This is a genomic window from Agromyces protaetiae (genome assembly GCF_004135405.1).
In the GTDB taxonomy this organism is placed as follows: domain Bacteria; phylum Actinomycetota; class Actinomycetes; order Actinomycetales; family Microbacteriaceae; genus Agromyces; species Agromyces protaetiae.
This window is the reverse complement of the sequence record NZ_CP035491.1, coordinates 2,714,281-2,738,490: the sequence shown is the minus strand read 5'-3', so window position 1 is coordinate 2,738,490 and position 24,210 is coordinate 2,714,281. Positions and strand designations below refer to the sequence as shown.

20 protein-coding genes and 1 pseudogene are annotated in these 24,210 nt (G+C 68.6%); 11 read left to right on the top strand and 10 right to left on the bottom strand.

The genetic code is table 11. From position 1 onward, the window contains the following. The first annotated feature begins 13 nt into the window (after positions 1–13). Positions 14–2,092 carry a DNA gyrase/topoisomerase IV subunit B gene (locus tag ET445_RS12735; protein ID WP_129191622.1) on the top strand — a complete coding sequence of 693 codons (2,079 nt, stop codon included), beginning with the start codon at positions 14–16 and terminating at the stop codon, positions 2,090–2,092. An 85-nt stretch (positions 2,093–2,177) separates the two neighbouring features. On the opposite strand, the pseudogene ET445_RS12730 reads toward ET445_RS12735, so the two are convergent. Next, positions 2,178–4,651, bottom strand: a pseudogene (locus ET445_RS12730) (DNA gyrase/topoisomerase IV subunit A). Between the two features lie 90 nt (positions 4,652–4,741). On the opposite strand from ET445_RS12730, the gene ET445_RS12725 reads away from it, so the two are divergent. After that, positions 4,742–5,902: an alkaline phosphatase family protein gene (locus ET445_RS12725; RefSeq protein ID WP_208008409.1), complete on the top strand. Its 1,161-nt coding sequence runs from the start codon at positions 4,742–4,744 to the stop codon at positions 5,900–5,902. 56 nt (positions 5,903–5,958) lie between these two features. Here the strand turns inward: ET445_RS12725 and ET445_RS12720 are convergent, their stop codons facing one another. Next, positions 5,959–6,561 carry a DUF3043 domain-containing protein gene (locus tag ET445_RS12720; RefSeq protein ID WP_129191621.1) on the bottom strand — a complete coding sequence of 201 codons (603 nt, stop codon included), beginning with the start codon at positions 6,559–6,561 and terminating at the stop codon, positions 5,959–5,961. A 38-nt stretch (positions 6,562–6,599) separates the two neighbouring features. Between ET445_RS12720 and ET445_RS12715 the strand changes: the two genes are divergently transcribed. The 5 genes from ET445_RS12715 to ET445_RS12695 all read left to right on the top strand — a co-directional run bounded on the left by ET445_RS12715 (position 6,600) and on the right by ET445_RS12695 (position 11,690). Then, positions 6,600–8,018 carry a dipeptidase gene (locus ET445_RS12715; RefSeq protein WP_129191620.1) on the top strand — a complete coding sequence of 473 codons (1,419 nt, stop codon included), beginning with the start codon at positions 6,600–6,602 and terminating at the stop codon, positions 8,016–8,018. An 82-nt stretch (positions 8,019–8,100) separates the two neighbouring features. Further along, positions 8,101–8,451 carry an iron-sulfur cluster insertion protein ErpA gene (erpA, locus tag ET445_RS12710; RefSeq protein ID WP_129191619.1) on the top strand — a complete coding sequence of 117 codons (351 nt, stop codon included), beginning with the start codon at positions 8,101–8,103 and terminating at the stop codon, positions 8,449–8,451. A gap of 198 nt (positions 8,452–8,649) precedes the next feature. Then, the gene (gene ctaC / locus ET445_RS12705) at positions 8,650–9,552 is read left to right on the top strand and encodes an aa3-type cytochrome oxidase subunit II (RefSeq protein WP_129191618.1); all 903 of its coding nucleotides are present in this window, start codon (positions 8,650–8,652) and stop codon (positions 9,550–9,552) included. Continuing rightward, a complete protein-coding gene (ctaD, locus tag ET445_RS12700) occupies positions 9,549–11,261 on the top strand; it encodes an aa3-type cytochrome oxidase subunit I (RefSeq protein WP_129191617.1) in 1,713 nt (570 codons plus the stop codon). The genes ctaC and ctaD overlap by 4 nt, the downstream gene beginning before the upstream one ends. Continuing rightward, positions 11,262–11,690: a cytochrome c oxidase subunit 4 gene (locus ET445_RS12695; protein WP_129191616.1), complete on the top strand. Its 429-nt coding sequence runs from the start codon at positions 11,262–11,264 to the stop codon at positions 11,688–11,690. 100 nt (positions 11,691–11,790) lie between these two features. On the opposite strand, the gene ET445_RS12690 is transcribed toward ET445_RS12695, so the two are convergent. Genes ET445_RS12690 through ctaE form a run of 5 tightly spaced genes read right to left on the bottom strand, consistent with a single transcriptional unit; the run spans position 11,791 to position 16,919 of the window. Beyond that, positions 11,791–12,708 (bottom strand): putative RNA methyltransferase, encoded by a 918-nt coding sequence (locus ET445_RS12690; RefSeq protein WP_129191615.1) that lies wholly within the window; start codon positions 12,706–12,708, stop codon positions 11,791–11,793. Between the two features lie 32 nt (positions 12,709–12,740). Beyond that, positions 12,741–14,348, bottom strand: a complete 1,608-nt coding sequence (qcrB, locus tag ET445_RS12685) for a cytochrome bc1 complex cytochrome b subunit (RefSeq protein WP_129191614.1) — start codon at positions 14,346–14,348, stop codon at positions 12,741–12,743. After that, positions 14,345–15,415: a cytochrome bc1 complex Rieske iron-sulfur subunit gene (gene qcrA, locus ET445_RS12680; protein ID WP_129191613.1), complete on the bottom strand. Its 1,071-nt coding sequence runs from the start codon at positions 15,413–15,415 to the stop codon at positions 14,345–14,347. The genes qcrB and qcrA overlap by 4 nt, the downstream gene beginning before the upstream one ends. 35 nt (positions 15,416–15,450) lie before the next feature. Then, positions 15,451–16,266: a cytochrome bc1 complex diheme cytochrome c subunit gene (qcrC, locus tag ET445_RS12675; RefSeq protein WP_424922851.1), complete on the bottom strand. Its 816-nt coding sequence runs from the start codon at positions 16,264–16,266 to the stop codon at positions 15,451–15,453. Between the two features lie 23 nt (positions 16,267–16,289). Next, positions 16,290–16,919: an aa3-type cytochrome oxidase subunit III gene (gene ctaE, locus ET445_RS12670; RefSeq protein WP_424922850.1), complete on the bottom strand. Its 630-nt coding sequence runs from the start codon at positions 16,917–16,919 to the stop codon at positions 16,290–16,292. A 141-nt stretch (positions 16,920–17,060) separates the two neighbouring features. Between ctaE and trpD the strand changes: the two genes are divergently transcribed. Then, positions 17,061–18,113 (top strand): anthranilate phosphoribosyltransferase, encoded by a 1,053-nt coding sequence (gene trpD, locus ET445_RS12665; RefSeq protein ID WP_129191611.1) that lies wholly within the window; start codon positions 17,061–17,063, stop codon positions 18,111–18,113. Positions 18,114–18,197: 84 nt separating this feature from the next. On the opposite strand, the gene glpK is transcribed toward trpD, so the two are convergent. Both glpK and ET445_RS12655 read right to left on the bottom strand, forming a co-directional pair. Beyond that, positions 18,198–19,712: a glycerol kinase GlpK gene (gene glpK / locus ET445_RS12660; RefSeq protein ID WP_129191610.1), complete on the bottom strand. Its 1,515-nt coding sequence runs from the start codon at positions 19,710–19,712 to the stop codon at positions 18,198–18,200. 168 nt (positions 19,713–19,880) lie between these two features. Next, positions 19,881–20,606, bottom strand: coding sequence for an MIP/aquaporin family protein (locus tag ET445_RS12655; RefSeq protein ID WP_243695407.1), 726 nt, complete (start codon positions 20,604–20,606; stop codon positions 19,881–19,883). Positions 20,607–20,873: 267 nt separating this feature from the next. Here ET445_RS12655 and dhaK point away from each other — a divergent pair, with 267 nt between their 5' ends. From dhaK to dhaM, 3 genes are read left to right on the top strand one after another with little or no spacing between them, the layout of a single operon-like run. Then, positions 20,874–21,875, top strand: a complete 1,002-nt coding sequence (gene dhaK / locus ET445_RS12650; RefSeq protein ID WP_129191608.1) for a dihydroxyacetone kinase subunit DhaK — start codon at positions 20,874–20,876, stop codon at positions 21,873–21,875. A 2-nt stretch (positions 21,876–21,877) separates the two neighbouring features. Beyond that, a complete protein-coding gene (gene dhaL / locus ET445_RS12645) occupies positions 21,878–22,525 on the top strand; it encodes a dihydroxyacetone kinase subunit DhaL (protein ID WP_243695196.1) in 648 nt (215 codons plus the stop codon). Next, positions 22,518–23,258, top strand: coding sequence for a dihydroxyacetone kinase phosphoryl donor subunit DhaM (gene dhaM, locus ET445_RS12640; protein WP_129191607.1), 741 nt, complete (start codon positions 22,518–22,520; stop codon positions 23,256–23,258). The genes dhaL and dhaM overlap by 8 nt, the downstream gene beginning before the upstream one ends. Before the next feature lie 48 nt (positions 23,259–23,306). Here dhaM and ET445_RS12635 read toward each other — a convergent pair whose 3' ends face one another. Then, the gene (locus ET445_RS12635; RefSeq protein WP_129191606.1) at positions 23,307–24,092 is read right to left on the bottom strand and encodes an SDR family NAD(P)-dependent oxidoreductase; all 786 of its coding nucleotides are present in this window, start codon (positions 24,090–24,092) and stop codon (positions 23,307–23,309) included. Positions 24,093–24,210 lie beyond the last annotated feature (118 nt).

Below are 24,210 nucleotides of genomic sequence, written 5' to 3'. Positions count from 1 at the left end.
AGGCTTGGTCGACGTGAGCTCCGACTACTCCGCGCGTCATCTTTCCGTCCTCGAGGGCCTCGAGGCCGTTCGAAAGCGACCCGGCATGTATATCGGGTCGACCGACTCGCGCGGCCTCATGCACTGCCTGTGGGAGATCATCGACAACTCGGTCGATGAGGCCCTCGCGGGGCACGGCACCGAGATCGAGGTCATCCTGCATCGCGACAACAGCGTCGAGGTGCGCGACCACGCGCGCGGCATCCCCGTCGACGTCGAGCCCAAGACGGGGCTCACGGGCGTCGAGGTCGTCTTCACGAAGCTCCACGCGGGCGGCAAGTTCGGGTCGGGCTCCTACGCGGCTTCGGGCGGACTCCACGGTGTCGGAGCGTCGGTCGTCAACGCGCTCTCGGAGCGACTCGACGTCGAGGTCGACCGTGAGGGCAAGACGTGGGCGATGTCGTTCCACCGCGGCGAGCCCGGCCGATTCGACGACGGGAAGGGCGACCCGTCGCCCGCTGCGGCCTTCCACCCCTTCGAAGAGGCGAGTTCGCTCACGGTCACGGGCAAGGTCGCGAAGGCCGTCACCGGCACACGCATCCGCTATTGGGCCGACACGCAGATCTTCACGCGCGGCGCGGCGTTCCAGTTCGAAGAGCTCCTCGGGCGGGCGCGCCAGACCGCCTTCCTCGTCCCCGGCCTCGGCCTCACGATCATCGATGAGCGCGGCGATGAGCGCGAGGAGCACCGCTTCAAGTTCGACGGCGGAATCTCGGAGTTCGTCGAGCACCTCGCGTCCGACGCGCCCATCACGGATGTCTGGCGGCTCACGGGCGACGGCCGGTTCAAAGAGACCGTGCCCGTGCTCACCGAGGGCGGGGCGATGGTGCCGACCGAGGTCGAGCGCGAGTGCCACGTCGACATCGCGCTCCGCTGGGGCACCGGCTACGACACGATCGCCCGCAGCTTCGTCAACATCATCGCGACACCGAAGGGCGGCACGCACGTCGCAGGCTTCGAACAGGGGCTGCTCAAGTTCATCCGCGCGCAGGTCGAGCAGAACGCCCGACGTCTCAAGGTCGGCACCGACAAGCTCGACAAAGACGACGTCCTCGCCGGCCTCACGGTCGTGCTGACGGTACGACTCGCGGAGCCGCAGTTCGAAGGGCAGACGAAAGAGGTCCTCGGCACGCCCGCAGTTCGCGCGATCGTCTCGTCGGTCGTCGCGAAGGCGCTCGGCGAACGATTCTCCTCGACGAAGCGCGACGACAAGGCGCAGACCTCGCTCGTCCTCGACAAGGTCGTCGCCGAGATGAAGGCCCGCATCTCGGCGCGCACCCACAAAGAGACGCAGCGGCGCAAGAACGCCCTCGAGTCGTCGTCGCTTCCGGCGAAGCTCGCCGACTGCCGGTCGACGGATGTCGCGCACAGTGAACTGTTCATCGTCGAGGGCGACTCCGCCCTCGGCACGGCGAAGCTCGCACGCGACAGCGAACATCAGGCGCTCCTGCCGATCCGCGGCAAGATCCTCAATGTCCAGAAGGCGTCGATCGCCGACATGCTCGGCAACGCCGAATGTGCGGCGATCATCCAGACGATCGGCGCCGGCTCGGGGCGCAGCTTCGAAATCTCGCAGGCGCGCTACGGCAAGGTCATCATCATGAGCGACGCCGACGTCGACGGCGCCCACATCCGCACGCTCCTCCTCACGCTCTTCTTCCGCTACATGCGGCCGATGATCGAAGAAGGGCGGGTGTTCGCGGCGGTGCCGCCGCTGCACCGGTTCGTCGTGCAGAACCCCGGCTCGAAGCCCAACGAGACGATCTACACGTACTCCGAGGCCGAGTTCATCGCGGTCACGAAAGACCTCGAACGCCGCGGTAAGAAGTTCGGCACCCCGCAGCGCTACAAGGGTCTCGGCGAGATGGACGCCGATCAGCTCGCAGAGACGACGATGGACCCCGCCCACCGCACCCTTCGGAGGGTCGGCGTCTCCGACGCCGAGCAGGCCGGCCGCGTCTTCGAGCTCCTCATGGGCAACGAGGTCGCCCCCCGCAAGGAGTTCATCATCGACAGCGCGAGCGGGCTCAGCCGCGACCGCATCGACGCCTGATCCGACGGCGAAGACGCCGGAACGACGGATGGCGCCGAGCAGCACGTGCTCGGCGCCATCCGTCGTTCCGGGAGGTTTCGCCCGATCAGCCGATGCGTCGACCGATGACCGCGATAGGAGCCTCGATCGGCGTGCCCGAGGCATCCCGTTTGCCGAACTCTTCGGGCAACTGACGCACCGACCCGTCAGCGCCGAGCGCGAGGGCGGGCCCTGGTCCGGCCCACGCGACCGAGAGCGCGTCCTGTCCCTTGAGGAAGCGCTGCGCACGCACGCCGCCCGTTGCGCGCCCCTTGCCGGGGAACTCGGAGAACGCCGACACCTTCGCTGCACCGGGGTCGGCGCCGAGGAGGGTGTCGGAGGTCGCTGCGACGGTCACGACGACCGCATCGGCGATCTCGGCGGGGGAGAGTGCCGCGAACGCGATGACCTTCGCACCGGGCGAGAGCTTGATGCCCGCCATGCCGCCCGCGGCCGCGCCCTGCGGGCGCACGGAGGAGGCCGGGAAGTGGAGCAGTTGCGAGTCATCGGCGATGAGCACGAGCTCGTCGTCGTCGCCGCCCTGTGCCGCCCCCACGACGTGGTCGCCGGGCTTCAACGCGACGACCTCGAAATCGGGCTTGTTGGGGTATCCGCCGGGCGCGACGCGCTTGACGACGCCCTGCGCGGTCGCGAGGGCGATGGGTCGGTCGCTCGTGAGCGAGACGAGCGCGAGCACGCGTTCCGACCGGTCGGCGAGGCCGAGGTAGTCGGCGATGCGCACCCCCGCGGCGAGCTGCGGCGCGTTGGCGGGCAGCGCGGGGAGGTCGAGCGGTGAGAACCGGATGAGGCGCCCGCGGCTCGTGACAGCCCCGATCTCGCTGCGGCTCGTCGTGTCGAGGCCCGAGAGCAGGGCGTCGTGCTTGGAGCGCCGCGCGGGCACCGTGATGACGAGATCGTCGGCACCCTCGGGTCGGTCGACGCGGGCGATGCGGCCCGTGGCGCCGAGGAGCACGCGGCACGGGGCATCCGCGTGCTCGAGCGACGCCGACGCGGCGGCCTTGCGGGCCGCCGCCGCAGTGACGACTCTGCCCTCGGTGAGGAGTGTGCGGCGCGGGGTGCCGTGCAGCTCGGCGACCTGCGCGAGCTCGTCGGCGACGAGGGCGCGAATGCGCGCGTCGCTCGCGAGGAGTTCTTCGAGACGGGCGATCGAGGCGAGGAGTGTGTCGCGCTCGGTCTCGAGCTCGATGCGCGAGAACCGCGTGAGGCGTCGCAGGCGCAGTTCGAGGATGTACTCGGACTGCACCTCGCTGAGGTCGAAGACCTGCATGAGGCGCGAGCGCGCCTGGTCGGAGTCGTCGCTCGTGCGGATGACCTGGATGACCTCGTCGATGTCGAGGATCGCGACGAGGAGGCCCTCGACGAGGTGCAGTCGCTTGCGGTCTTTCGCGAGTCGGAACTCGGAGCGCCGCGTGACGACGCGCACGCGGTGCCCGATGAAGACCTGCAGGAGTTCTTTGAGGCCGAGCGTCTGCGGCTGCCCGTCGACGAGGGCGACGTTGTTGATCGCGAAGTTGTCTTCGAGCGGCGTGAGTCGATAGAGCTGCTCGAGCACGGCCTGGGGGTTGAAGCCCGTCTTGATGCCGATCACGAGCCGCAGGCCGCGCTTGCGATCGGTGAAGTCGGCGACGTCGGAGATACCCGTGATCTTCTTCGCGTTGACGCCGTCCTTGATCTTCTCGATGACCTTCTCGGGGCCGACGAGGTAGGGGAGCTCGGTGACGACCAGGCCCGTCTTGCGGGCCGTGAGCTGCTCGACGGCGACCTTCGCGCGGGTGCGGAACGACCCACGCCCGGTCGCGTAGGCGTCGCGCACGCCGTCGAGGCCGACGATCGTGCCGCCCGACGGGAAGTCGGGTCCGGGGACGAACTCCATGAGCTCGTCGAGCGGCGCATCGGGATTCGCGATGAGGTGCCGGGCCGCGTGGGCGACCTCGATGAGGTTGTGCGGTGCCATGTTCGTCGCCATCCCGACGGCGATGCCGCTCGCGCCGTTCACGAGCAGATTCGGGAACGCCGAGGGCATGACCTCGGGCTGGAGGAGCGAGTTGTCGTAGTTCGGGATGAAGTCGACGACGTCTTCGTCGAGGCCCTCGGTCATCGCGAGGGCGGGGGCGCCGAGTCGCGCCTCGGTGTAGCGGGATGCCGCGGGGCCGTCGTCGAGCGAGCCGAAGTTGCCGTGGCCGTCGATGAGGGGAACGCGCAGCGAGAACGGCTGGGCGAGGCGCACGAGCGCGTCGTAGATCGCCGAATCGCCGTGGGGGTGGTACTTGCCCATCACGTCGCCGACGACGCGCGAGCTCTTGACGTGCGGCCGCTCGGGCGGAGGCCCATCTCGGTCATGCCGTAGAGGATGCGTCGCTGCACGGGCTTGAGGCCGTCGCGGGCGTCGGGGAGGGCGCGCGAGTAGATGACCGAGTACGCGTATTCGAGGAAGGAGCCCTGCATCTCGGCGGAGACGTCGACGTCTTCGATGCGCTCGGCGATGCGGCGGTCGGTGGGCTCGTTGCTCGGTGCGGTCATCCGTCTTTCTCGGGCTTCGTCGTTCTCGGGTCTGTCGGGGTCCGCGTCGGCTCCGGAGCCGACCGGACGCCCTATGACAGACTGGGCGCAATGCCTGCCATGCTACCGGCGCCCGCCGACACCGATCGGCGGCTTGCCGCGGTCCTCCCGAGCGCGATCGCGAGTCTCACGGGGGAGCCGACGGCGTCGGGGCCGTCGTTCGCGCTCCCGCGCGCGCGTTCGGCGGCAGTCCTTCTCGTCGACGGTCTCGGCACGGCGAACCTCGCGGCGCGCCGCGGGCATGCGCGGTACCTGACCGCGGTTCTCGGCAAGCGCGACGCCGTGCGCACGGTGTTCCCGTCGACGACGGCTGCGGCCATCGCGACCTTCGCGACGGGCGCAGACCCCGGGCGGCACGGACTCGTCGGCTACCGCACGCTCGTGCCCGAGCGCGACATCCTCGCGAATCAGCTCAACGGGTGGGAGGCCGGGCTCATCCAGCCCGACTGGCAACGCCGTCCGACACTGTTCGAGACCTCCGCCGAGTACGGCGTCACGAGCTTCGCCGTGGGCGCCCCGCGGTACGCCGACTCGGGCTTCACACGCGCGGTGCTGCGCGGCGCCGAGTACCGTGCCGGGGCATCGATCGAGGATCGCTTCGCGATCGCGCGCGAACTCCTCGACGAGGTCGACGGCGCGCTGGTCTACCTGTACGTCCCCGAGCTCGATCAGCTCGCGCACGCCGAGGGCTGGGAGTCCGACCGCTGGCTCGCGGCGCTCGAGCGCCTCGACGCGGCGGTCATGGGCCTCGGCGAGCGGATGCCTCGTGGCGCGGGCATGCTCGTGACCGCCGACCACGGCGTCGTCGACATCCCGGCCTCCCGCCACGTGTTCGTCGACCGCGACCCCGGGCTCGTCGACGGCGTGCGACACGTCGGCGGCGAACCGCGCAACGTGGCACTGTACTTCGAACCCGGGCTCGATGCATCCGACCGCGAGGCACTCGTCGCACGCTGGCGCGACGCCGAAGGCGATCGCGCGTGGATCATCACACGCGACGAGGTGATCGACGCCGGTCTCTTCGGCGTCGTCGACGACGACGTCCGCCCGCGCATCGGCGACCTCCTCGTCGCCGCGCGCGCGGGCGTCGCCTACTACGATTCGCGTGAGGAGAACCGGCAGGCCGAGCGCATGATCGGCCAGCACGGGTCGTTGAGCGACGAGGAGTCGCGCGTTCCGCTCGCGAGGTTCGGCGCGTACGCCAAGCCGTGAGCCGGATGTCCCGAGGGGGACATCCGGCTCACTCAATCGGTGCTCGGCTCAGCCGATCACTCGGGGTACTGGCCGTACTTGACCTGCGGCTTGGGCAGGCGCAGGGGGCGCAGCTGCAGCGCGCGCATCGCCGCGTACCAGCGGATCTTCTCTGCACGGTCGCCGTACTTCGCGCGCAGCTTCTTCGTGAGCACCTGGCCGAGGATCACGACGTCGATGACGGCGACGGCGAAGAACGCCCACAGGGCGAGGATGCCGATCGACTGCAGCGCGTAGTTCGGGATGAGCGTCAGGATGATGACGACGAACATGAGCGGGATGAGCAGCTCGCCGACGCTGAACCGGGCGTCGATGTAGTCGCGCGCGTAGCGCTTCTGCGGGCCGCGGTCGCGCTGCGGGAGGTACTTGTCTTCGCCGGCGGCCATGCCGACGCGCGCCCGTTCGCGCGCTTCGGCGGACTTGAGCTTCGCCTGCCGAGCCGCCTCCTTGCGGTCGTCGGGCACGAGCGGACGCTTGCGCGCGGCCTCCTGCTGGGCTCGCGACGGCGTCGGGGCGCCCTTCTTGCCGGCGGCCTTCAGGCGGGCCTGCGTCTCTTCGAAAGTCTCGGGGGCGGATGCCTCGCCGGACTCGGACTTGGTGTTCTCAGGTTGCTTGGCCACGGGTTCCTCGGAAATCGGTAGACCTTAAGATTACCGGCATGACCGAGGAGCAGCCGGCGCGGCCGGACATCACCGTCGATTCCCAGACATCCGGGGCGGTTCGGGAGGCCGTCGACGCGGGATTCCCCGCCACCGTCGCCGATCTTTCCAAGCTCGTCCGCATCCCGTCGGTGTCATGGCCGGCCTTCGACCCGGCCCACGTCGTCGAGAGCGCCGAGGCCGTCGCCGCCTTGCTGCGCGACACCGGCGTGTTCGAACTCGTCGACATCCGACGCGCCCTCGTCGAAGACGGCTCCGAATACGGCCAGCCGGCCGTCGTGGCCAAGCGTGCCGCTCGCAACGGACGCCCGACCGTGTTGCTCTACGCCCACCACGACGTGCAGCCGCCCGGAAAGGACGAAGACTGGGAGACCCCGCCGTTCGAGCCGACCCAGCGCGGCGACCGCCTGCACGGGCGCGGCGCCGCCGACGACAAGGCCGGCGTCATGGCCCACGTCGGCGCGATCCGAGCGCTCGCCGCCGCCGTCGACGACCTCGACCTCGGCCTCGCCGTCTTCATCGAAGGCGAAGAGGAGTGGGCCTCACAGTCGTTCGCGAACTTCCTGAAGGACCAGCGCGACCTGCTCGAAGCCGACGCGATCATCGTCGCCGACTCGGGCAACTGGGACGTCGACACCCCTGCGATCACCGTCGCCCTGCGCGGGGCGGTCGCCTTCAACCTGCGGATCGACACCCTCGGCCACGCGTCGCACTCGGGCATGTTCGGGGGAGCGGTGCCCGACGCGATGCTCGCGGCGATCCGTCTGCTCGACACGCTGTGGGACGCGTCGGGGTCGGTCGCGGTGGAGGACCTCCGCTCGGCAGGTCTCGAGGTGCCCGCGTACGACGAAGCGCAGCTCCGCAGCGAGACCGGCCTCCTCGACGGCGTGACGCCGATCGGAAGGGGAGAGATCCTCGAGCGCATCTGGTCGGAACCTGCGATCACGATCACGGGCATCGATGCACCGGATGTCGCGAACGCGTCCAACACGCTCGTCCCCGGCGTGCGCGTCCGCGTGAGCGCCCGGATCGCACCGGGGCAGCCCGCCGACGAGGCCTACGCCGCGATCAAGTCCCACCTCGAGGCCCACGCGCCGTTCGGCGCGAAGCTGACGTTCGAGAGCCCCGACACGGGGGAGGCGTTCCTCGTCGACACGAGCGGCTGGGCGGTCGACGAGACGCGCAAGGCCATGGCCGAGGCGTGGGGCGTCGAGCCCGTCGAGATCGGCGTCGGCGGATCGATCCCGTTCATCGCCGAACTCGTCGAGGAGTTCCCCGCGGCGCAGATCCTCGTGACGGGCGTCGAAGACCCCGAGTCCCGTGCCCACAGCCCCAACGAGTCGCTCCACCTCGGGGTGTTCAAGAAGGCGCTCCTCGCCGAGGCGCTCTTCCTCGCTCGGCTCAACGCGCGGGCATGAGACATCCGGGGCGACTCTCGGAAACGCACGCGTACAATGGCGACAGACCTATGAAGCGGTCGACCTTGATAGAGGGAGCGAGATGAGCCAGACCATCACCGAGAACAGCCACGGCGTGCTGCTGAGCGAGCCCGCTGCCGACAAGGTGCGCAGCCTCCTCGCGCAGGAGGGCCGCGAAGACCTCCGCCTGCGCGTTGCCGTGCAGCCGGGCGGATGCTCCGGTCTCATCTACCAGCTCTACTTCGACGAGCGCTTCCTCGACGGCGATGCCGTCGTCGACTTCGACGGTGTCGAGGTCGTCGTCGACAAGATGAGCGTCCCCTACCTCGACGGCGCCTCGATCGACTTCGAAGACACTATCCAGAAGCAGGGCTTCACGATCGACAACCCCAACGCGCAGGGCAGTTGCGCGTGCGGTGATTCGTTCCACTGAACGCTCGCAGCACCCGTGAAAAGGGGAGGTCGCATAGCGACCTCCCCTTTTCGTTTCCGCAGGTCGTGTGCGGATTCGTCGGATGGCTCACTCCGACACCGTCCCGGAGTGCACGTCTGGGCGGTCGAGTCGGAGTAGGCTATCCAACGATCACGCGCTTCGCTGAGAAGCGCCTTCGAGTCTCCCGAAAGGTCACCGGTGCGCCACAATCGCCGACTCCGATGGGCTGCAATCCCGATCGCAGCGACACTCAGTCTTGTGCTCGCAGGTTGCACGCAGGCTCAGCTCCACGGCTTCCTCCCCGGATTCCAAGAGGGCGAGCCTCCCGTCACCAACCACACCGAGCGCGTCGCCGGCCTCTGGGTGACCTCCTGGATCGTCCTCCTCGTCGTCGGCATCATCACGTGGGGCCTCACGATCTGGGCGGTCATCGCGTACCGCCGCCGTCGCGGCCAGACCGGCCTCCCCGTGCAGCTGCGCTACAACATGCCGATCGAAGTCTTCTACACGATCGTCCCGCTCATCCTCGTGCTCGGCTTCTTCGCCTTCACGGCCCGCGACCAGCAGGCGATTGAAGAGCGCTTCGCCGCCGACGACATCGACGTCAAAGTCGAGGTCATCGCCAAGCAGTGGGCGTGGGACTTCAACTACGTCAACGAAGACGTCTACTCGCCCGGCATCCAGGGCCAGCTCGACGAAGAGGGCCCCGCGGGCTCAGTCGTCCAGTCCGAGCTTCCGACGCTCGTCCTCCCGGTCAATGCCAACGTCGAGTTCGAGCTCGAGTCGCGCGATGTCATCCACTCCTTCTGGGTCGTCGACTTCCTCTACAAGAAAGACATGTACCCGGGCAAGACCAACTACATGTCGCTCACCACCGAGCGCGAGGGCACGTACGCCGGCAAGTGCGCCGAGCTGTGCGGCGAGTACCACTCGCTGATGCTCTTCAACGTCAAGGTCGTTTCGCAGGCCGAGTACGACGCCTACATCGAGTCGCTCCGCGACAAGGGTCAGGTCGGTCAGCTCTCGAACGAGTACGACCGCAACCAGAACCTGCCCGGCACGGGCGCACCCGAGCTGAAAGAGGAGCACGAAGCCGAATGAGCACCGTAGCGAGTCAGGCGTTCGGCGCTTCGAAGGTCGAGCGCAAGGGCAACATCATCGTCAAGTGGATCACCTCCACCGACCACAAGATCATCGGGTACCTGTACCTGATCACCTCGTTCATCTACTTCTGCATCGGCGGCGTGATGGCGCTCGTCATCCGCGCGCAGCTCTTCGAGCCCGGTCTCGAGATCGTGCAGACCCGTGAGCAGTACAACCAGCTGTTCACGATGCACGGCACGATCATGCTGCTCATGTTCGCCACCCCGCTGTTCGCGGGCTTCGCGAACGTCCTCATGCCGCTGCAGATCGGCGCGCCCGACGTCGCATTCCCGCGACTCAACGCGTTCGCGTACTGGCTGTTCAACTTCGGCTCGCTCATGGCGGTCGCCGGCTTCTTCACGCCGCAGGGCGCCGCGTCGTTCGGCTGGTTCGCCTATCAACCGCTCGCCTCGACGACGTTCTCGCCGGGCGTCGGCGGCAACCTCTGGATGCTCGGCCTCGGCCTCTCGGGCTTCGGCACCATCCTGGGCGCGGTGAACTTCATCACGACGATCATCACGATGCGCGCACCCGGCATGACGATGTTCCGGATGCCGATCTTCACGTGGAACACTCTCGTGACGTCGATCCTCGTACTCATGGCGTTCCCGGTCCTCGCGGCCGCGATCCTCGCCGCCGGCGCCGACCGCGTCTTCGGTGCGCACGTCTACGACCCCGCCAACGGCGGCGTCCTGCTCTGGCAGCACCTGTTCTGGTTCTTCGGCCACCCCGAGGTGTACATCATCGCCCTGCCGTTCTTCGGCATCGTGTCCGAGATCTTCCCCGTCTTCAGCCGCAAGCCGATCTTCGGGTACAAGACCCTCATCTACGCGACCATCGCGATCGCGGCCCTCTCGGTCACGGTGTGGGCGCACCACATGTACGTCACGGGCTCGGTCCTGCTTCCGTTCTTCGCATTCATGACGATGCTCATCGCCGTTCCGACAGGCGTGAAGATCTTCAACTGGATCGGCACGATGTGGCGCGGCTCGATCACGTTCGAGACGCCCATCATCTGGGCGATCGGCTTCCTCATCACGTTCACCTTCGGAGGGCTGACGGGCGTCATCCTCGCTTCGCCGCCGCTCGACTTCCACGTGTCCGACACCTACTTCGTGGTCGCCCACTTCCACTACGTCGTCTTCGGCACCGTCGTGTTCGCGATGTTCGCCGGGTTCTACTTCTGGTGGCCGAAGTGGACGGGCAAGCTCCTCAACGAGACCCTCGGCAAGTGGCACTTCTGGCTGCTCTTCATCGGCTTCCACACGACGTTCCTCATCCAGCACTGGCTGGGCGTCGTCGCCATGCCGCGCCGGTACTACTCGTACCTGCCCGAAGACAACATCACGTGGATGAACCAGGTGTCGACGATCGGTGCGGGCATCCTCGCCGTCTCGCTCATCCCGTTCTTCCTCAACGTGTACATCACAGCTCGCCGTGCGCCGAAGGTCACGGTGAACGACCCGTGGGGCTACGGCCGTTCGCTCGAGTGGGCGACGAGCTGCCCGCCGCCTCGCCACAACTTCACGTCGATCCCGCGCATCCGTTCGGAGGCTCCGGCGTTCGACCTGAACCACCCCGAAGCGGGCATCCCCGTGGGCGTCGGCCCGCTCAAGGACGCGCCCGACGCACCCGTGTACGACGCCGCGACGAAGGAAACCAAGTAGATGCGCGCCAACATCATCCTCTTCTGGATCCTGGCGGTCTTCTGCACCGCTGCCGCGGCCGCGTACGCCATCTGGACGGCAGCAGCGGGCATCGAGCCCCATGGCGGGCCTGAGTGGGTCGGCACGATCGCGGTGTCGCTCACGGCCATCCTGAGCGCGTTCATCGCGTTCTACCTCGGCCGCGTGCAGAGCGCCCAGGGCGGCGTGCTTCCCGAAGACCGTCTCGACGCCAACATCGACGACGGCGACGCGGAGCTCGGCTTCTTCAGCCCCTGGAGCTGGTGGCCCATCGTGCTCGCCGGCGCCGCGGCGCTCGGTTTCCTCGGCCTCGCGGTCGGCTTCTGGATCTCGTTCATCGCGATCCCGATCGTCGTCATCGCGCTCGTGGGCTGGGTCTACGAGTACTATCGGGGCAACTTCGCCCGCTGATCCAGGAGCATTCGTTCGAGGGGCCCGACGTGCGCGTCGGGCCCCTCGGCGCTGCCGGCAGCGCCGGCGGGCGATTCCGCTCGTGCGCTCAGTAGCGGCCTCAGCCTCGTACGAGCGTCAGGATGTCGACCGCGGCCGTGATCACGTCGACATCTTCAGAATCGGTCTGAGCCGGGTTTGAGGCCGAATCGAGGCCACTCGGGTCGGCGTCGCCGCGATGATGCGCCGACGGTCCCATAGCGGCGATCTGTTCGCGGCGTACGGCATCTGCCGCGAACTCGAACTCGACGCGTTCGCGCGCCGCGAGTCTGAACCCGTGCGGTTCGAACTGCTCGACGACCCGTTGGTCCTTACCGTCGGGGATCTCGAGCAGGGAGCCCGCGGCACGGAGCTCACGGAGGTGCGACGAAGTCGGCACGGCGACGATCAAGGCTCCGCCGGGACGAAGAATCCGTGCATACTCCGCGGGGTTCCGCGGAGCGAAGACGTCGAGTGCGATGTCCGCGACGCCGTCGCGGAGGGGGAGCGGACGCCAGAGGTCGAGGACGACACCGGTGACGTCGGTCTGGGCGCTCGTCGCCGCGGAGCGGTGTGCGAGGCGAACGGCATCGGGGGAGCGGTCGGCGAGCAGCACGCGCGAGTCGATGGAGGACGCTGCGAGTGCTTCGACGAGCACGCGTGAGTAGTAGCCGGTGCCGCAGCCGAGATCCGCCACCGACAACTCGGCGCCGGGCGGGCGGCGGCCGGCCGGGGAAGCGGGGTGCGCGTGGCGCACCGCGTCGACGATGCCAGCGGCGATCGGCGCGTAGGCCCCGCTCTCGAGGAACGCGGCCCGCGCGGCGAGCATCGGGCCGTCGTCGCCCACGGTCTTCGGCGCACGCGGCGGAAGCAGCGTCAGATAGCCCTGGCGGGCGCGGTCGAAGCGATGCCCGTTGGCGCACCCGTACGTCGACGCCCCGACGGGACCGAGGTCTGAGAAACAGTTCGGGCACCGGAGCCACGTCGAATCGATCGACATGGTCTTCGGTGCCCGAACCTGATCGGGCGAGATCAGTGGTGCTCGTCGCCGTGCGAGGCCTCGAGCTCGCCCTTCGTGACCGGCGCGATGCGGTCTTCGAAGAACCACCGCGAGAGCGCCGCACGGAAGTGCTGGCCGGCGGGGATCTTGCCGCGGGCGTTCGGACGGATCATGAGCGGTGCGTAGCTGTCGAAGCTCACGAGGCGCCAGCGGTCGTACTCGTCGAGCGGCTGGTGGACCTCGATGAACTCGCCACCGGGCAGCTTCACGATGCGACCCGACTCGTACCCGTGGAGGACGATCTCGCGGTCCTTCTTCTGCAGTGCAAGTGCGACGCGCTTGGTGATGAAGTACGCGACGAACGGGCCGAGGATGACGACCGCCTGGAGCGCGTGGATGACGCCCTCCATCGTGAGACGGAAGTGGGTCGCGAGGATGTCGGAGCTCGCCGCGGCCCAGAGGCCCGCGTAGAACGTGACGCCGGCGGCACCGATCGCCGTGCGGGTCGGAGCGTTGCGCGGACGGTCGGCGATGTGGTGTTCGCGCTTGTCTCCGGTGATCCACGCTTCGATGAACGGGTACAGGACCACGAGCACGATGAAGATGCCGATCGCGATGAGCGGGACGAGGATGTTGAACGACCACGTGCGGTCGAGCCACACGAACTCCCAGCCCGGCGGGATGAGGCGAAGGGCGCCGTCGGCGAAGCCGATGTACCAGTCGGGCTGGGTGCCGGCCGAAACGGGGGACGGGTCGTAGGGACCGTAGTTCCAGATCGGGTTGATCGTGAACATCGAGGCGATGAGCGCGATGATGCCGAAGATGATGAAGAAGAACCCACCGGCCTTCGCCGCGTAGATCGGCAGGATGGGCGGGCCCACCGCGTTCTGCTGCGTCTTGCCGGGTGCCGCGTACTGCGTGTGCTTGTGCACCACGACGAACACGAGGTGGAGCGCGATGAGCGCGACCACGAGAGCAGGCAGCAGCAGGATGTGGAGCGTGTAGAGACGGCCCACGATCGCGGTGCCCGGGAACTCGCCGCCGAAGAGCAGGAACGAGAACCACGTGCCGATGAGCGGGATGCCCTTGATGAGGCCGTCGATGATGCGGAGGCCGTTGCCCGACAGCAGGTCGTCGGGGAGGGAGTAGCCCGTGAAGCCTTCGCCCATCGCGAGGATGAAGAGCGTGAAGCCGATCACCCAGTTGAACTCGCGCGGCTTGCGGAACGCACCCGTGAAGAAGATGCGGAGCATGTGCAGGCCGATGGCCGCCACGAAGAGCAGAGCCGCCCAGTGGTGCATCTGGCGCACGAAGAGGCCGCCGCGGATGTCGAACGAGATGTCGAGCGTCGACGCCATCGCGACCGACATCTCGACGCCCTTGAGGGGCACGAACGAACCGTCGTAGTGCACTTCGGCCTGCGAGGCCTGGAAGAAGAACGTCAGGAAGGTGCCCGAGATGAGCACGACGACGAACGCGAAGAGCGCGACCTCACCGAGGAGGAACGACCAGTGGTCGGGGAAGGCCTTGCGGCCGAGCTCCTTGACGAAGCCGGCGATGCTCGTGCGTTCGTTGACGTAGACGGATGCTGCCGCCGTGAACGACCGCTTCTGCGGGGCGTTGGTGGTTGCGGTGCTCAATGACGCTCCCAGAAGCTCGGGCCGACGGGTTCATGGAAGTCGCTCTGGGCGACGAGGTAGCCCTCGTCGTCGATGGCGATGGGAAGCTGGGGCAGCGGACGCGCGGCCGGGCCGAAGATCACTGCGGCCTCGTGCGTGATGTCGAACTGCGACTGGTGGCACGGGCAGAGCAGGTGGTGCGTGTGCTGCTCGTAGAGGGCCACGGGGCAGCCGACGTGGGTGCAGATCTTGGAGTACGCGACGATGCCGTCGTATGCCCAGCCCTCGCGGCCGGCGCTCGGGTTGAGCTCATCGGGGTTGAGGCGCATGAGGAGCACGGCCGCCTTGGCCTTCTCTTCAAGCCTGCCGTGTTCGAGGTCTTGCAGACCCTCGGGAATGACGTGGAACGCGCTGCCGATAGTGACGTCGGAGGCCTTGATCGGCACTCCCGACGGGTCGAGCGCGAGGCGGGTGCCCTTCTTCCACATCGTGTGGCTGAGGAGCTCGACGGGGTTCTGGTCTTGCGGGGCGAAGCCGCGGAAGAGGACGACGGCCGGCAGCGGGAACGCGACGAGCGCACCGATGAGGCTGTTCCGGATGACCGACCGGCGGGTGAAGCCCGATTCCTCGTTCGCGTCGGCGAACACCTTCGCCGCAGCGGCCTGCGTCTCGGGGGAGCCGCCGATGGGGTGGCGCTCGTCGACGAGCTCCACGTCCTTCATGACGGCCTTGCCCCAGTGCACGATCCCGAAGCCGAGGCCGAGCAGCGCGAGGGTCGCGCCCAGGCCGATGAACATGTTGTTCAGGCGCACATCGCCGACGTTGTTCGACTCGATCGGGAACAGCATGTAGGCGGCGATCGCCCAGACGCTGCCGAGCACCGAGAGGTAGAAGAGCGTGTAGACGGTGCGCTGGGCGCGCTTCTCGCGCTTCGGATCTTCATCGGTCACGCGGGGGCGGTGCGGCGGGAACCCGGGGTTCTCGAACGTGTCCGTCTGAATGACCGCGGTACCGGGCGAAGCGGTCGGCGCGGCGTGCGACGAGTCGGCGGCGATGAGGTCCGCGCCGCTGGTGTCGTCCTGGGCCATGGTTCTCCTTTGTCAGCTTCTTCGGTGCCGGTGCGTTAGTTGGACTTCGCCGTGATCCACACGGTGATCGCGACGATCGCGCCGAGGCCGAAGATCCAGATGAACAGGCCCTCTGCGACGGGGCCGAGGTTGCCGAGTTCGAACCCGCCGGGCGAGCGGTTGTCCTGCACGTACTTGAGGTAGGTGATGATGTCGCGCTTGTCTTCGGGCGAGATGTTCAGGTCGTTGAAGACGGGCATGTTCTGCGGGCCCGTGACCATCGCCTCATAGATGTGCACACCGGTGGTCTCGGTGAGCGGGGGAGCGAACTTGCCCTCGGTGAGCGCGCCGCCCGCGCCGGCGACGTTGTGGCACATCGCGCAGTTGATGCGGAAGAGTTCGGCGCCGTTGGCCGCGTCGCCGCCGCCGTTGACGAGGTGGTCGGCGGGGATGTCGGGGCCGGGACCGAGAGAGGCGACGTAGTAGGCGAGCTGCTTGACCTGCTCGTCGGTGAACTGCACGGGCTTCTGCTGCGCCTGCGGACCCTGCATCTGCATCGGCATGCGGCCGGTGCCGACCTGGAAGTCGACCGCGGCGGCGCCGACGCCGATGAGGCTCGGGCCCGTGCCGGTGCCCTCGGCCGAGAGGCCGTGGCAGGTGGCGCAGTTCGCCTGGAACAGCTTCTTGCCCTCTTCGATCGTCGACTGCGACGTCGGGTCGACCTCAGCCTGCGCGGTGCCCGAGCTGAACGCTGCGTAGGCGCCGCCCGTGAAGACGAGGCCGAGTGCGAGCAGCGCGACGGTGGCGAGCGGGTGCCGGCGTCCGGTGCGTCGCTTCTGGCGGTTCATGGGCTTCTTCCTGTTGACGGACATGCTGGTGACGATCCTGCCGCGGCTTACTTGAGGACGTAGATGACGAGGAACAGGCCGATCCAGACGACGTCGACGAAGTGCCAGTAGTACGAGACGACGATCGCGCTCGTGGCCTCTTTGTGCCCGAAGTTCTTGACCGCGAAGACACGGCCGATGACGAGCAGGAACGCGATGAGGCCGCCCGTGACGTGGAGGCCGTGGAAGCCGGTCGTGAGGTAGAACGCCGAACCGTACGAGTTCGAGTCGATCGAGATGCCCTCGGAGACGAGCGAGGCATACTCCCAGACCTGGCCGGCGACGAAGATCGCGCCCATGACGAAGGTGAGGAAGAACCACTCGACCATGCCCCACTGCGTGGGCTTCCACCCGGTGCCGTACGGCTGCATGCGCTCGGCGGCGAAGACGCCGAACTGGCACGTGAAGCTCGAGAGCACGAGGATGATCGTGTTCGTCAGCGAGAACGGGAAGTTCAGCAGCGAAGTCTCGGCCTCCCAGAGTTCGGGAGACATCGACCGGAGCGTGAAGTAGATCGCGAACAGGCCGGCGAAGAACATCACCTCGCTGCCGAGCCAGACGATCGTGCCAACCGCCACGGTGTTGGGACGCTTGATCAATGGCGCACTCGCCTGTGAAGTCAATGAGGTGCTCGTCACAATCACCCATTATGGCCGAAACCGGGGCTGAGTTTTCGTCACCGGCGCGCCTCGATGTTCCGAATCGATCGATTCGAACCCGCGAACAGCCTGGAACGGGCCCGGGAATCCGCCGGGAATCGCGCAGATAGGATCATCCGCATGACTTCTCTCCAATCCTGGCCCGCCGTCATCGATTCGCTCCTCCTCGGCGAAGACCTGAGCGTGTCGGACGCCGAGTGGGCGATGGAACAGGTCATGACCGGTCAGGCGACCGACGCGCAACTCGCCGGATTCCTCGTCGCGCTGCGACTCAAGGGCGAGACGGTCGACGAGATCGTCGGCTTCCGCGACGCGATCCTCGAGCATGCGATGCCCCTCGACGTCGACCCGATGGCGCTCGACATCGTCGGTACGGGCGGTGACCGGTTCGGCACGGTCAACGTGTCGACGACCGCCTCGATCATCGCCGCGGCCTCGGGCGTTCCCGTGCTCAAGCATGGCAACAAGGCCGCGAGCAGTGCATCCGGCTCGTCGGATGTGCTCGCAGCGCTCGGCATCGACCTCGGGCTCGCGCCCGAGCGCGTCGCCGAGGTGTACGAGCGCACGGGCATCGGCTTCGTGTTCGCGTCGGCCTTCCACCCGGGCTTCAAGCACGCCGGCCCCGTTCGCGCCCAGCTCGGCGTGCCGACGGTGTTCAACTTCCTCGGCCCGCTGTGCAATCCGGCGCGCCCCGAAGCATCCGCCGTGGGCGTCGCCCACCTCGACCGCGTGCCGCTCGTCGTCGGCGTCTTCCAGACGCGCGGCGCGACGGCCCTCGTGTTCCGCGGCGACGACGGCCTCGACGAACTCACGACGACCGGTCACAGCCACATCTGGGAGATCTCGCGCGGCACGGTCAAGGAGCACGACCTCGACCCGCGCGACCTCGGCATCGAGCGCGCGTCGATCGACGATCTGAAGGGCGGCGATGCCGCCCACAACGCGCAGATCGTGCGCGACGTCCTCTCGGGCGCCCGCGGGCCGATCCGCGACATCGTCGTGCTCAACGCCGCCGCCGGGCTCGTCTCGTTCGAGCTCGCGAAGGACCCCACGCAGATCCAGCGCACGCTGCTCGACCGCTTCCGCGACAAGATGGCGGTCGCCGAAGAGGCGCTCGACTCGGGAAAGGCCATCGCCAAACTCGACGAGTGGGTCGCGGCGACGAACGGCTGAGCGACCCGAAGACCGCGAAGAACGGCGGATGCCTCGTGCCGCACCGGCCACGAGGCATCCGCTCGTTCGTGAATCAGGCCGGAATCAGCGCACGTCCTCGTCGACCCAGTCGAGGGTCTTCGTGACGGCCTTCTTCCACAGGCGCAGCTGGCGCTCACGCTCGTCCTCGGCGAGCTGGGGCGTCCAGCGGCTGTCCTCCTGCCAGTTGGCGCGGAGGTCGTCGAGGTTCTCCCAGAACCCGACCGCGAGGCCCGCCGCATATGCGGCGCCGAGCGCCGTCGTCTCGGCGACGACCGGACGGACGACCGGGACGCCCAGGATGTCGGCCTGGAACTGCATGAGCGTGTTGTTCGCGATCATGCCGCCGTCGACCTTGAGCTCGGTGAGCTCGACGCCCGAGTCGGCGTTCACCGCGTCGAGCACCTCTCGCGTCTGGAACGCGGTCGCCTCGAGCGCCGCACGGGCGATGTGGCCCTTGTTGACGTACCGCGTGAGGCCGACGAGCGCGCCGCGCGCGTCGGGACGCCAGTACGGCGCGAAGAGGCCGGAGAACGCCGGCACGAAGTACGCGCCGCCGTTGTCCTCGACCGATTTCGCGAGCTCCTCGACTTCGGGGGCGCTCGAGATGAGCCCCAGGTTGTCGCGCAGCCACTGGATGAGCGAACCGGTCACGGCGATCGAGCCCTCGAGTGCATAGTGCGGCGCGTCGTCGCCGAGCTTGTACCCGAGGGTCGTGAGCAGTCCGTTCTTCGAGTGGACGATCTCGGTGCCCGTGTTGAAGATCAGGAAGTTGCCCGTGCCGTACGTGTTCTTCGACTCGCCCGGATCGAACGCCGCCTGACCGAACGTCGCCGCCTGCTGGTCGCCGAGGATGCCCGCGACGGGAACCTCGCGGAGCAGGCTCGACGGCTCGACCGTGCCGTACACCTCGGAGGAGGAGCGGATCTCGGGGAGCATCGACTTCGGCACGCCGAACGTCTCGAGGATGTCGTCGCGCCACGAGAGCGTCTCGAGATCCATGAAGAGCGTGCGGCTCGCGTTCGTGACATCCGTCGCGTGCACGCCGCCTTCGACGCCGCCCGTCAGGTTCCAGAGCACCCAGCAGTCGGTGGTGCCGAAGAGCAGGTCGCCCGCCTCGGCCTTCTCGCGCGCACCCTCGACGTTCTCGAGGATCCAGACGATCTTCGTGCCCGAGAAGTACGTCGCGAGCGGAAGGCCGACGTCTTGCTTGAACCGCTCGACGCCGCCGTCGGCGGCGAGGCGGTCGACGATGTCCTGTGTGCGGGTGTCTTGCCAGACGATCGCGTTGTAGACGGGTTGCCCGGTGTTCTTGTCCCACACGACGGCGGTCTCGCGCTGGTTCGTGATGCCCACGGCGGCGATGTCATGGCGCGTGATGTCGGCGCGTCCGAGCGCCTGCCCGATGACTTCGCGGGCGTTGTTCCAGATCTCGAGCGGGTCGTGCTCGACCCAGCCGGGCTTCGGGAAGATCTGCTCGTGCTCGAGCTGACCGGTGGAGACGATCGACCCCTTCTTGTCGAAGATGATCGCTCGCGTGCTGGTGGTTCCCTGGTCGATCGCCAGGATGTAGTCGGCCATGCCGTCCTCTCAATGCTCCGCCGACGGCTTCGCTGCCGTCGGCCGTTCACAGGTGTGCGACGGCTCGCGCCGCCGGGGTGGATGCCGCGTGCCGCAGGCCCGGGGTCAGCTGGTGTGCGGGCCCGACACGCGAGGGCCGGTCCGTACTCGGACCGGCCCTCGACGAGTTCAGCCGAGGAGCGGCAGCAGCGGGATGGCGGCCCAGCCTGCGAGCAGACCGCCGATGATCGGACCCACGACGGGGACCCACGAGTAGCCCCAGTCGCTCGAGCCCTTGCCCTTGATGGGCAGGACGAGGTGCGCGATGCGCGGTCCGAGGTCACGGGCCGGGTTGATCGCGTAGCCCGTCGGGCCACCGAGGGAGGCGCCGATGCCGACGACGAGGAGCGCGACGGGCAAGGCGCCGAGGGCCGCGAGGCCGGACGCGTCGCCGTTGCGACCGAAGCCGATGACGACGAACACCAGCACGAACGTGCCGATGATCTCGGTGATGAGGTTCCAGCCGTACGAGCGGATCGCCGGGCCGGTCGAGAACACCGCGAGCTTGAGACCGGCGTCGGGCTCGTCGTCGAAGTGCTGCTTGTACGCGAGCCAGACGAAGATCGCGCCGATGAACGCGCCGAGCAACTGCGCGCCGATGTACGTGATCACCGTCAAGAAGTCGACGGGAGCGGTCACCCCGAGGCCTCCGTTGCCGAACTCGGTCGCGCCGTTGGCGACGAGACCGAGCGTGACTGCGGGGTTCAGGTGGGCGCCCGACGCGAACGCGACGATGACGCCGGCGAAGACTGCAAGGCCCCATCCGAAGTTGATGAGGAGCCACCCGCCGCCGTTGCCCTTGGTTTTCGCCAAGACCACATTCGCGACGACGCCGCAACCGAGCAGGACGAGCATCGCCGTCCCGACCAGTTCGGCGAGGAAGAGTGTGCCGAGATTGTCCACGTTGACTTTCCATCCCTTCGCTGGGCCCCGAGGCCACGCCTTCGAGGCGGATAGCGCACACGATACTCGTGCGCGGCCGGAGTGGAAGAGGCCGCGCCGGGAAAACCTGAGAGCCTCTTCCACGCGCCGCGGCCACGGCGTAGGTTTGCGGTGAATGCTGCAGCGGCGTCGCCAGCCTTCGCGCGGCGCTGCGCGGCCCAGTGGGGAAAGGGATGTGCGGTGAAGAAGATCATCAACGACCCGAAGCAGGTGGTCGACGAGTCCGTGGCCGGATTCGCGATCGCGCACGCGGATCTCGTTCGAGTGGAGACCGATCCGATCTACGTCGTGCGCGCCGATGCGCCCGTCGCGGGCAAGGTCGGCCTCGTCAGCGGCGGCGGAAGCGGGCACGAGCCCCTCCACGCCGGCTATGTCGGCTACGGCATGCTCGACGCCGCGGTGCCGGGGCCGGTGTTCACGTCGCCGACGCCAGACCCGATCCTGGCGGCGACGAAAGCGGTCGACGGCGGTGCGGGCGTGCTCCACATCGTGAAGAACTACACGGGTGACGTGCTCAACTTCGAGACGGCGGCAGACCTCGCGGCGGCGGACGGCATCGAGGTGCGCGCGGTCATCACGAACGACGACGTCGCGGTCAAGGACTCCCTGTACACGGCCGGACGTCGCGGCGTCGCGGGCACGGTGCTCGTCGAGAAGATCGCGGGCGCCGCAGCGCAGCGCGGCGACAACCTCGACCAGGTCGCCGACATCGCCGAGCGGGTCAACGCGAACGCGCGCACCATGGGTCTCGCGCTGACGCCGTGCATCGTGCCGCACGCCGGCGAGCCGAGCTTCACGCTCGCGGAGGACGAGTACGAGCTCGGCATCGGCATCCACGGTGAGCCGGGTCGCGAGCGACTCAAGCTCGAGCCGGCCGACAAGATGGTCGACCGTCTGCTCGGCCCGATCCTCGAGGACCTGCCGTACGCGAGCGGCGACCGCGTGCTCTTGTTCGTCAACGGCATGGGCGGCACGCCCGAGGTCGAGCTCTTCATCGCGTACAAGCACGCGGCCGACGTGCTCGCCGAGAAGGGCATCACGATCGAGCGCTCGCTCGTCGGCAACTACATCACGTCGCTCGAGATGCAGGGCATGTCGATCACGCTCCTGAAGCTCGACGACGAGTTCGTCGAGCTGTGGGATGCCCCGGTGCAGACGCCTGCGCTCCGGTGGGGCCGCTGACCGTGGCGGGGGACACGCTGGGGAGCGCGTGGGCGCTCGATTGGGTGCGTCGCAGCGCCGACGTCATCGCCGAGCATCGCGTCGAGCTGATCACGCTCGACCGTGAGATCGGCGACGGCGACCACGGGGAGAACATGGATCGCGGGTTCCAGGCGATTCTGCCGAAGCTCGACGACGTCGCGGCCGACGCGACGCCCGGCGACGTGTTCAAGCTCGTCGCGACGACGCTCATCTCGACGGTCGGTGGGGCTGCGGGGCCGCTCTACGGCACCGCGTACCTTCGGGGGTCGGGAGCCATCGCGGGCGCGGAGGCGCTCGACGGGGCGGCCGTCGCGGCGTTCCTCACGGCCGCGCGCGACGGCATCGTGGCGCGCGGCAAGGCAGAGCCGGGCGACAAGACGATGATCGACGCGTGGACGCCCGCGGTCGACGCCGCGGACGCCGCGGCGGCGGCGGGAGCATCGCCGGCCGAGGTGTTGGCGGCCGCTGCGGATGCCGCGGCGGCGGGGTCGGATGCGACGATCCCGCTCGTGGCCCACAAGGGCCGCGCGAGCTACCTCGGCGAGCGCTCGGCGGGTCACCGCGACCCGGGCGCGCAGTCGACGGCGTACCTGCTGCGCGCTGCGGCGGAGGCGGCGGCCGATGGCTGAGTCGGGAGAACGCGTCGGCATCGTCTTCGTGTCGCACTCGAAGCAGATCGCCGAAGGACTCGTGGATCTCGCGCACCAGATGGCTCCCGACGTGAAGCTGATCCCGGCGGGCGGCACCGACGACGGCCGCATCGGCACGAGCTTCGAGCTCGTGACGGCGGGCGTCGCGGCGGCCGACTCCGGAGCCGGGGTCGCACTCCTGTGCGACCTCGGCTCGGCGATCCTCACGGCCGAGACCGCGCTCGACTTCCTCGACGACGACGTCCGCGAGCGCGTGCGCATCGTGGACGCGCCGATCGTGGAGGGCGGTGTCGCGGCCGCGGTCGCGGCGCAAGCGGGCGACGGGCTCGACGCGGTCGTCGCGGCGGCCCTGACGGCGGCCGGCGGTCCAGGCGGCGACAGTGCTTCGGCCGAGGCAGGTGGCGCGGCCGTCACGCCCGACGAATCGTTGGGCGGCGCCGGCACCGGGGCATCCGCCGGGCTTTCGCGGACCGTGACGCTCATCAACGCCGACGGTCTGCACGCGCGGCCCGCCGCCGAACTGGTGAAGCTCGCGGCGACGTTCAAGCCGAAGGTCACGGTCAACGGGGTCGACGCGAAGAGCCTCCTCGCGATCATGGCACTCGGCGTCACGGCGGGGTCGGAGGTCGTGATCGCGACCGAAGACCCCGACGGTGGTCCCGCGGTCGACGCGATCGCCGAACTCGCGGCATCGGGGTTCGGCGAAGCGTAGGCGCGAAGGCGACTGGCGAAGCCGTGCGGGCGGTAGCTGGGCAGAGGCTCAGCTGCCGCCCGAAACCCGGATCGACGCGCCCGTCGTGTACGACGCCTCGGGGGAGAGCAGGTAGGCCACGGCGCCCGCGATCTCGTGCGGGTATCCGGCACGGCCGAACGGGATGCGCGAGGCGCGTTCTTCGGGTGCGTTCGGGCGGCCGGCGTCGGCGTGGATCTCGGTGAAGGTCGTGCCCGGTGACACCGTATTGACGCGCACGCCCTCGGCGGCGAACTCCCGCGCTGCGCCCAGCGTGAGCGCGTCGAGGGCGGCCTTGCTCATCGCGTACGGGATGTAGGTGTGCGCGGCACCGCTCGTCGCTGCACCGGACGAGATGTTGACGATCGCGCCGCCTGCGCCGCCGTGCGCCGTCGACATGTGCCGGATCGCCGCGCGCGTGAGCACGATCGGCGCGAAGACGTTGAGCGCGAAGACGTGCTCGGTCTCCTCGAGCGGCGCGTCGAGGAAACCCCCGATGCGGCCGGTGATCCCAGCGTTGTTGACGAGTCCGGTGAGCCGCCCGCCCGCGGCGGTGATCGCGTCGGGCACGACTCGTGAAGCCGCAGCGAGGTCGGCGAGGTCGACCTGCAGCAGCGTCACGCGCGCTCCGAGCGCGCGGCACGTCTCGGCGACCTGCTCGGCTTCGTCGAGGCGGTTGCGATAGGTCAGCACGAGGTCGTGGCCCTGCGCGGCGAGTCGCTCGGCGATCGCGGCACCGATGCCCCGGCTCCCGCCCGTGATGAGGGTGGTCGGCTTCTCGGAGGAGGACCGGGCGGGCGTGGCATCCGTCGTCATGCGAACAGCCTACGGCGACCGGATGTCCCGTCGCCGGAGGCCGGGTTCTGATGCGGCGGATGAGTCGTGGTCGCCGCGCCGCGCCCGAGCAACACCTGGCGGACGAGCGGCGTCGGGC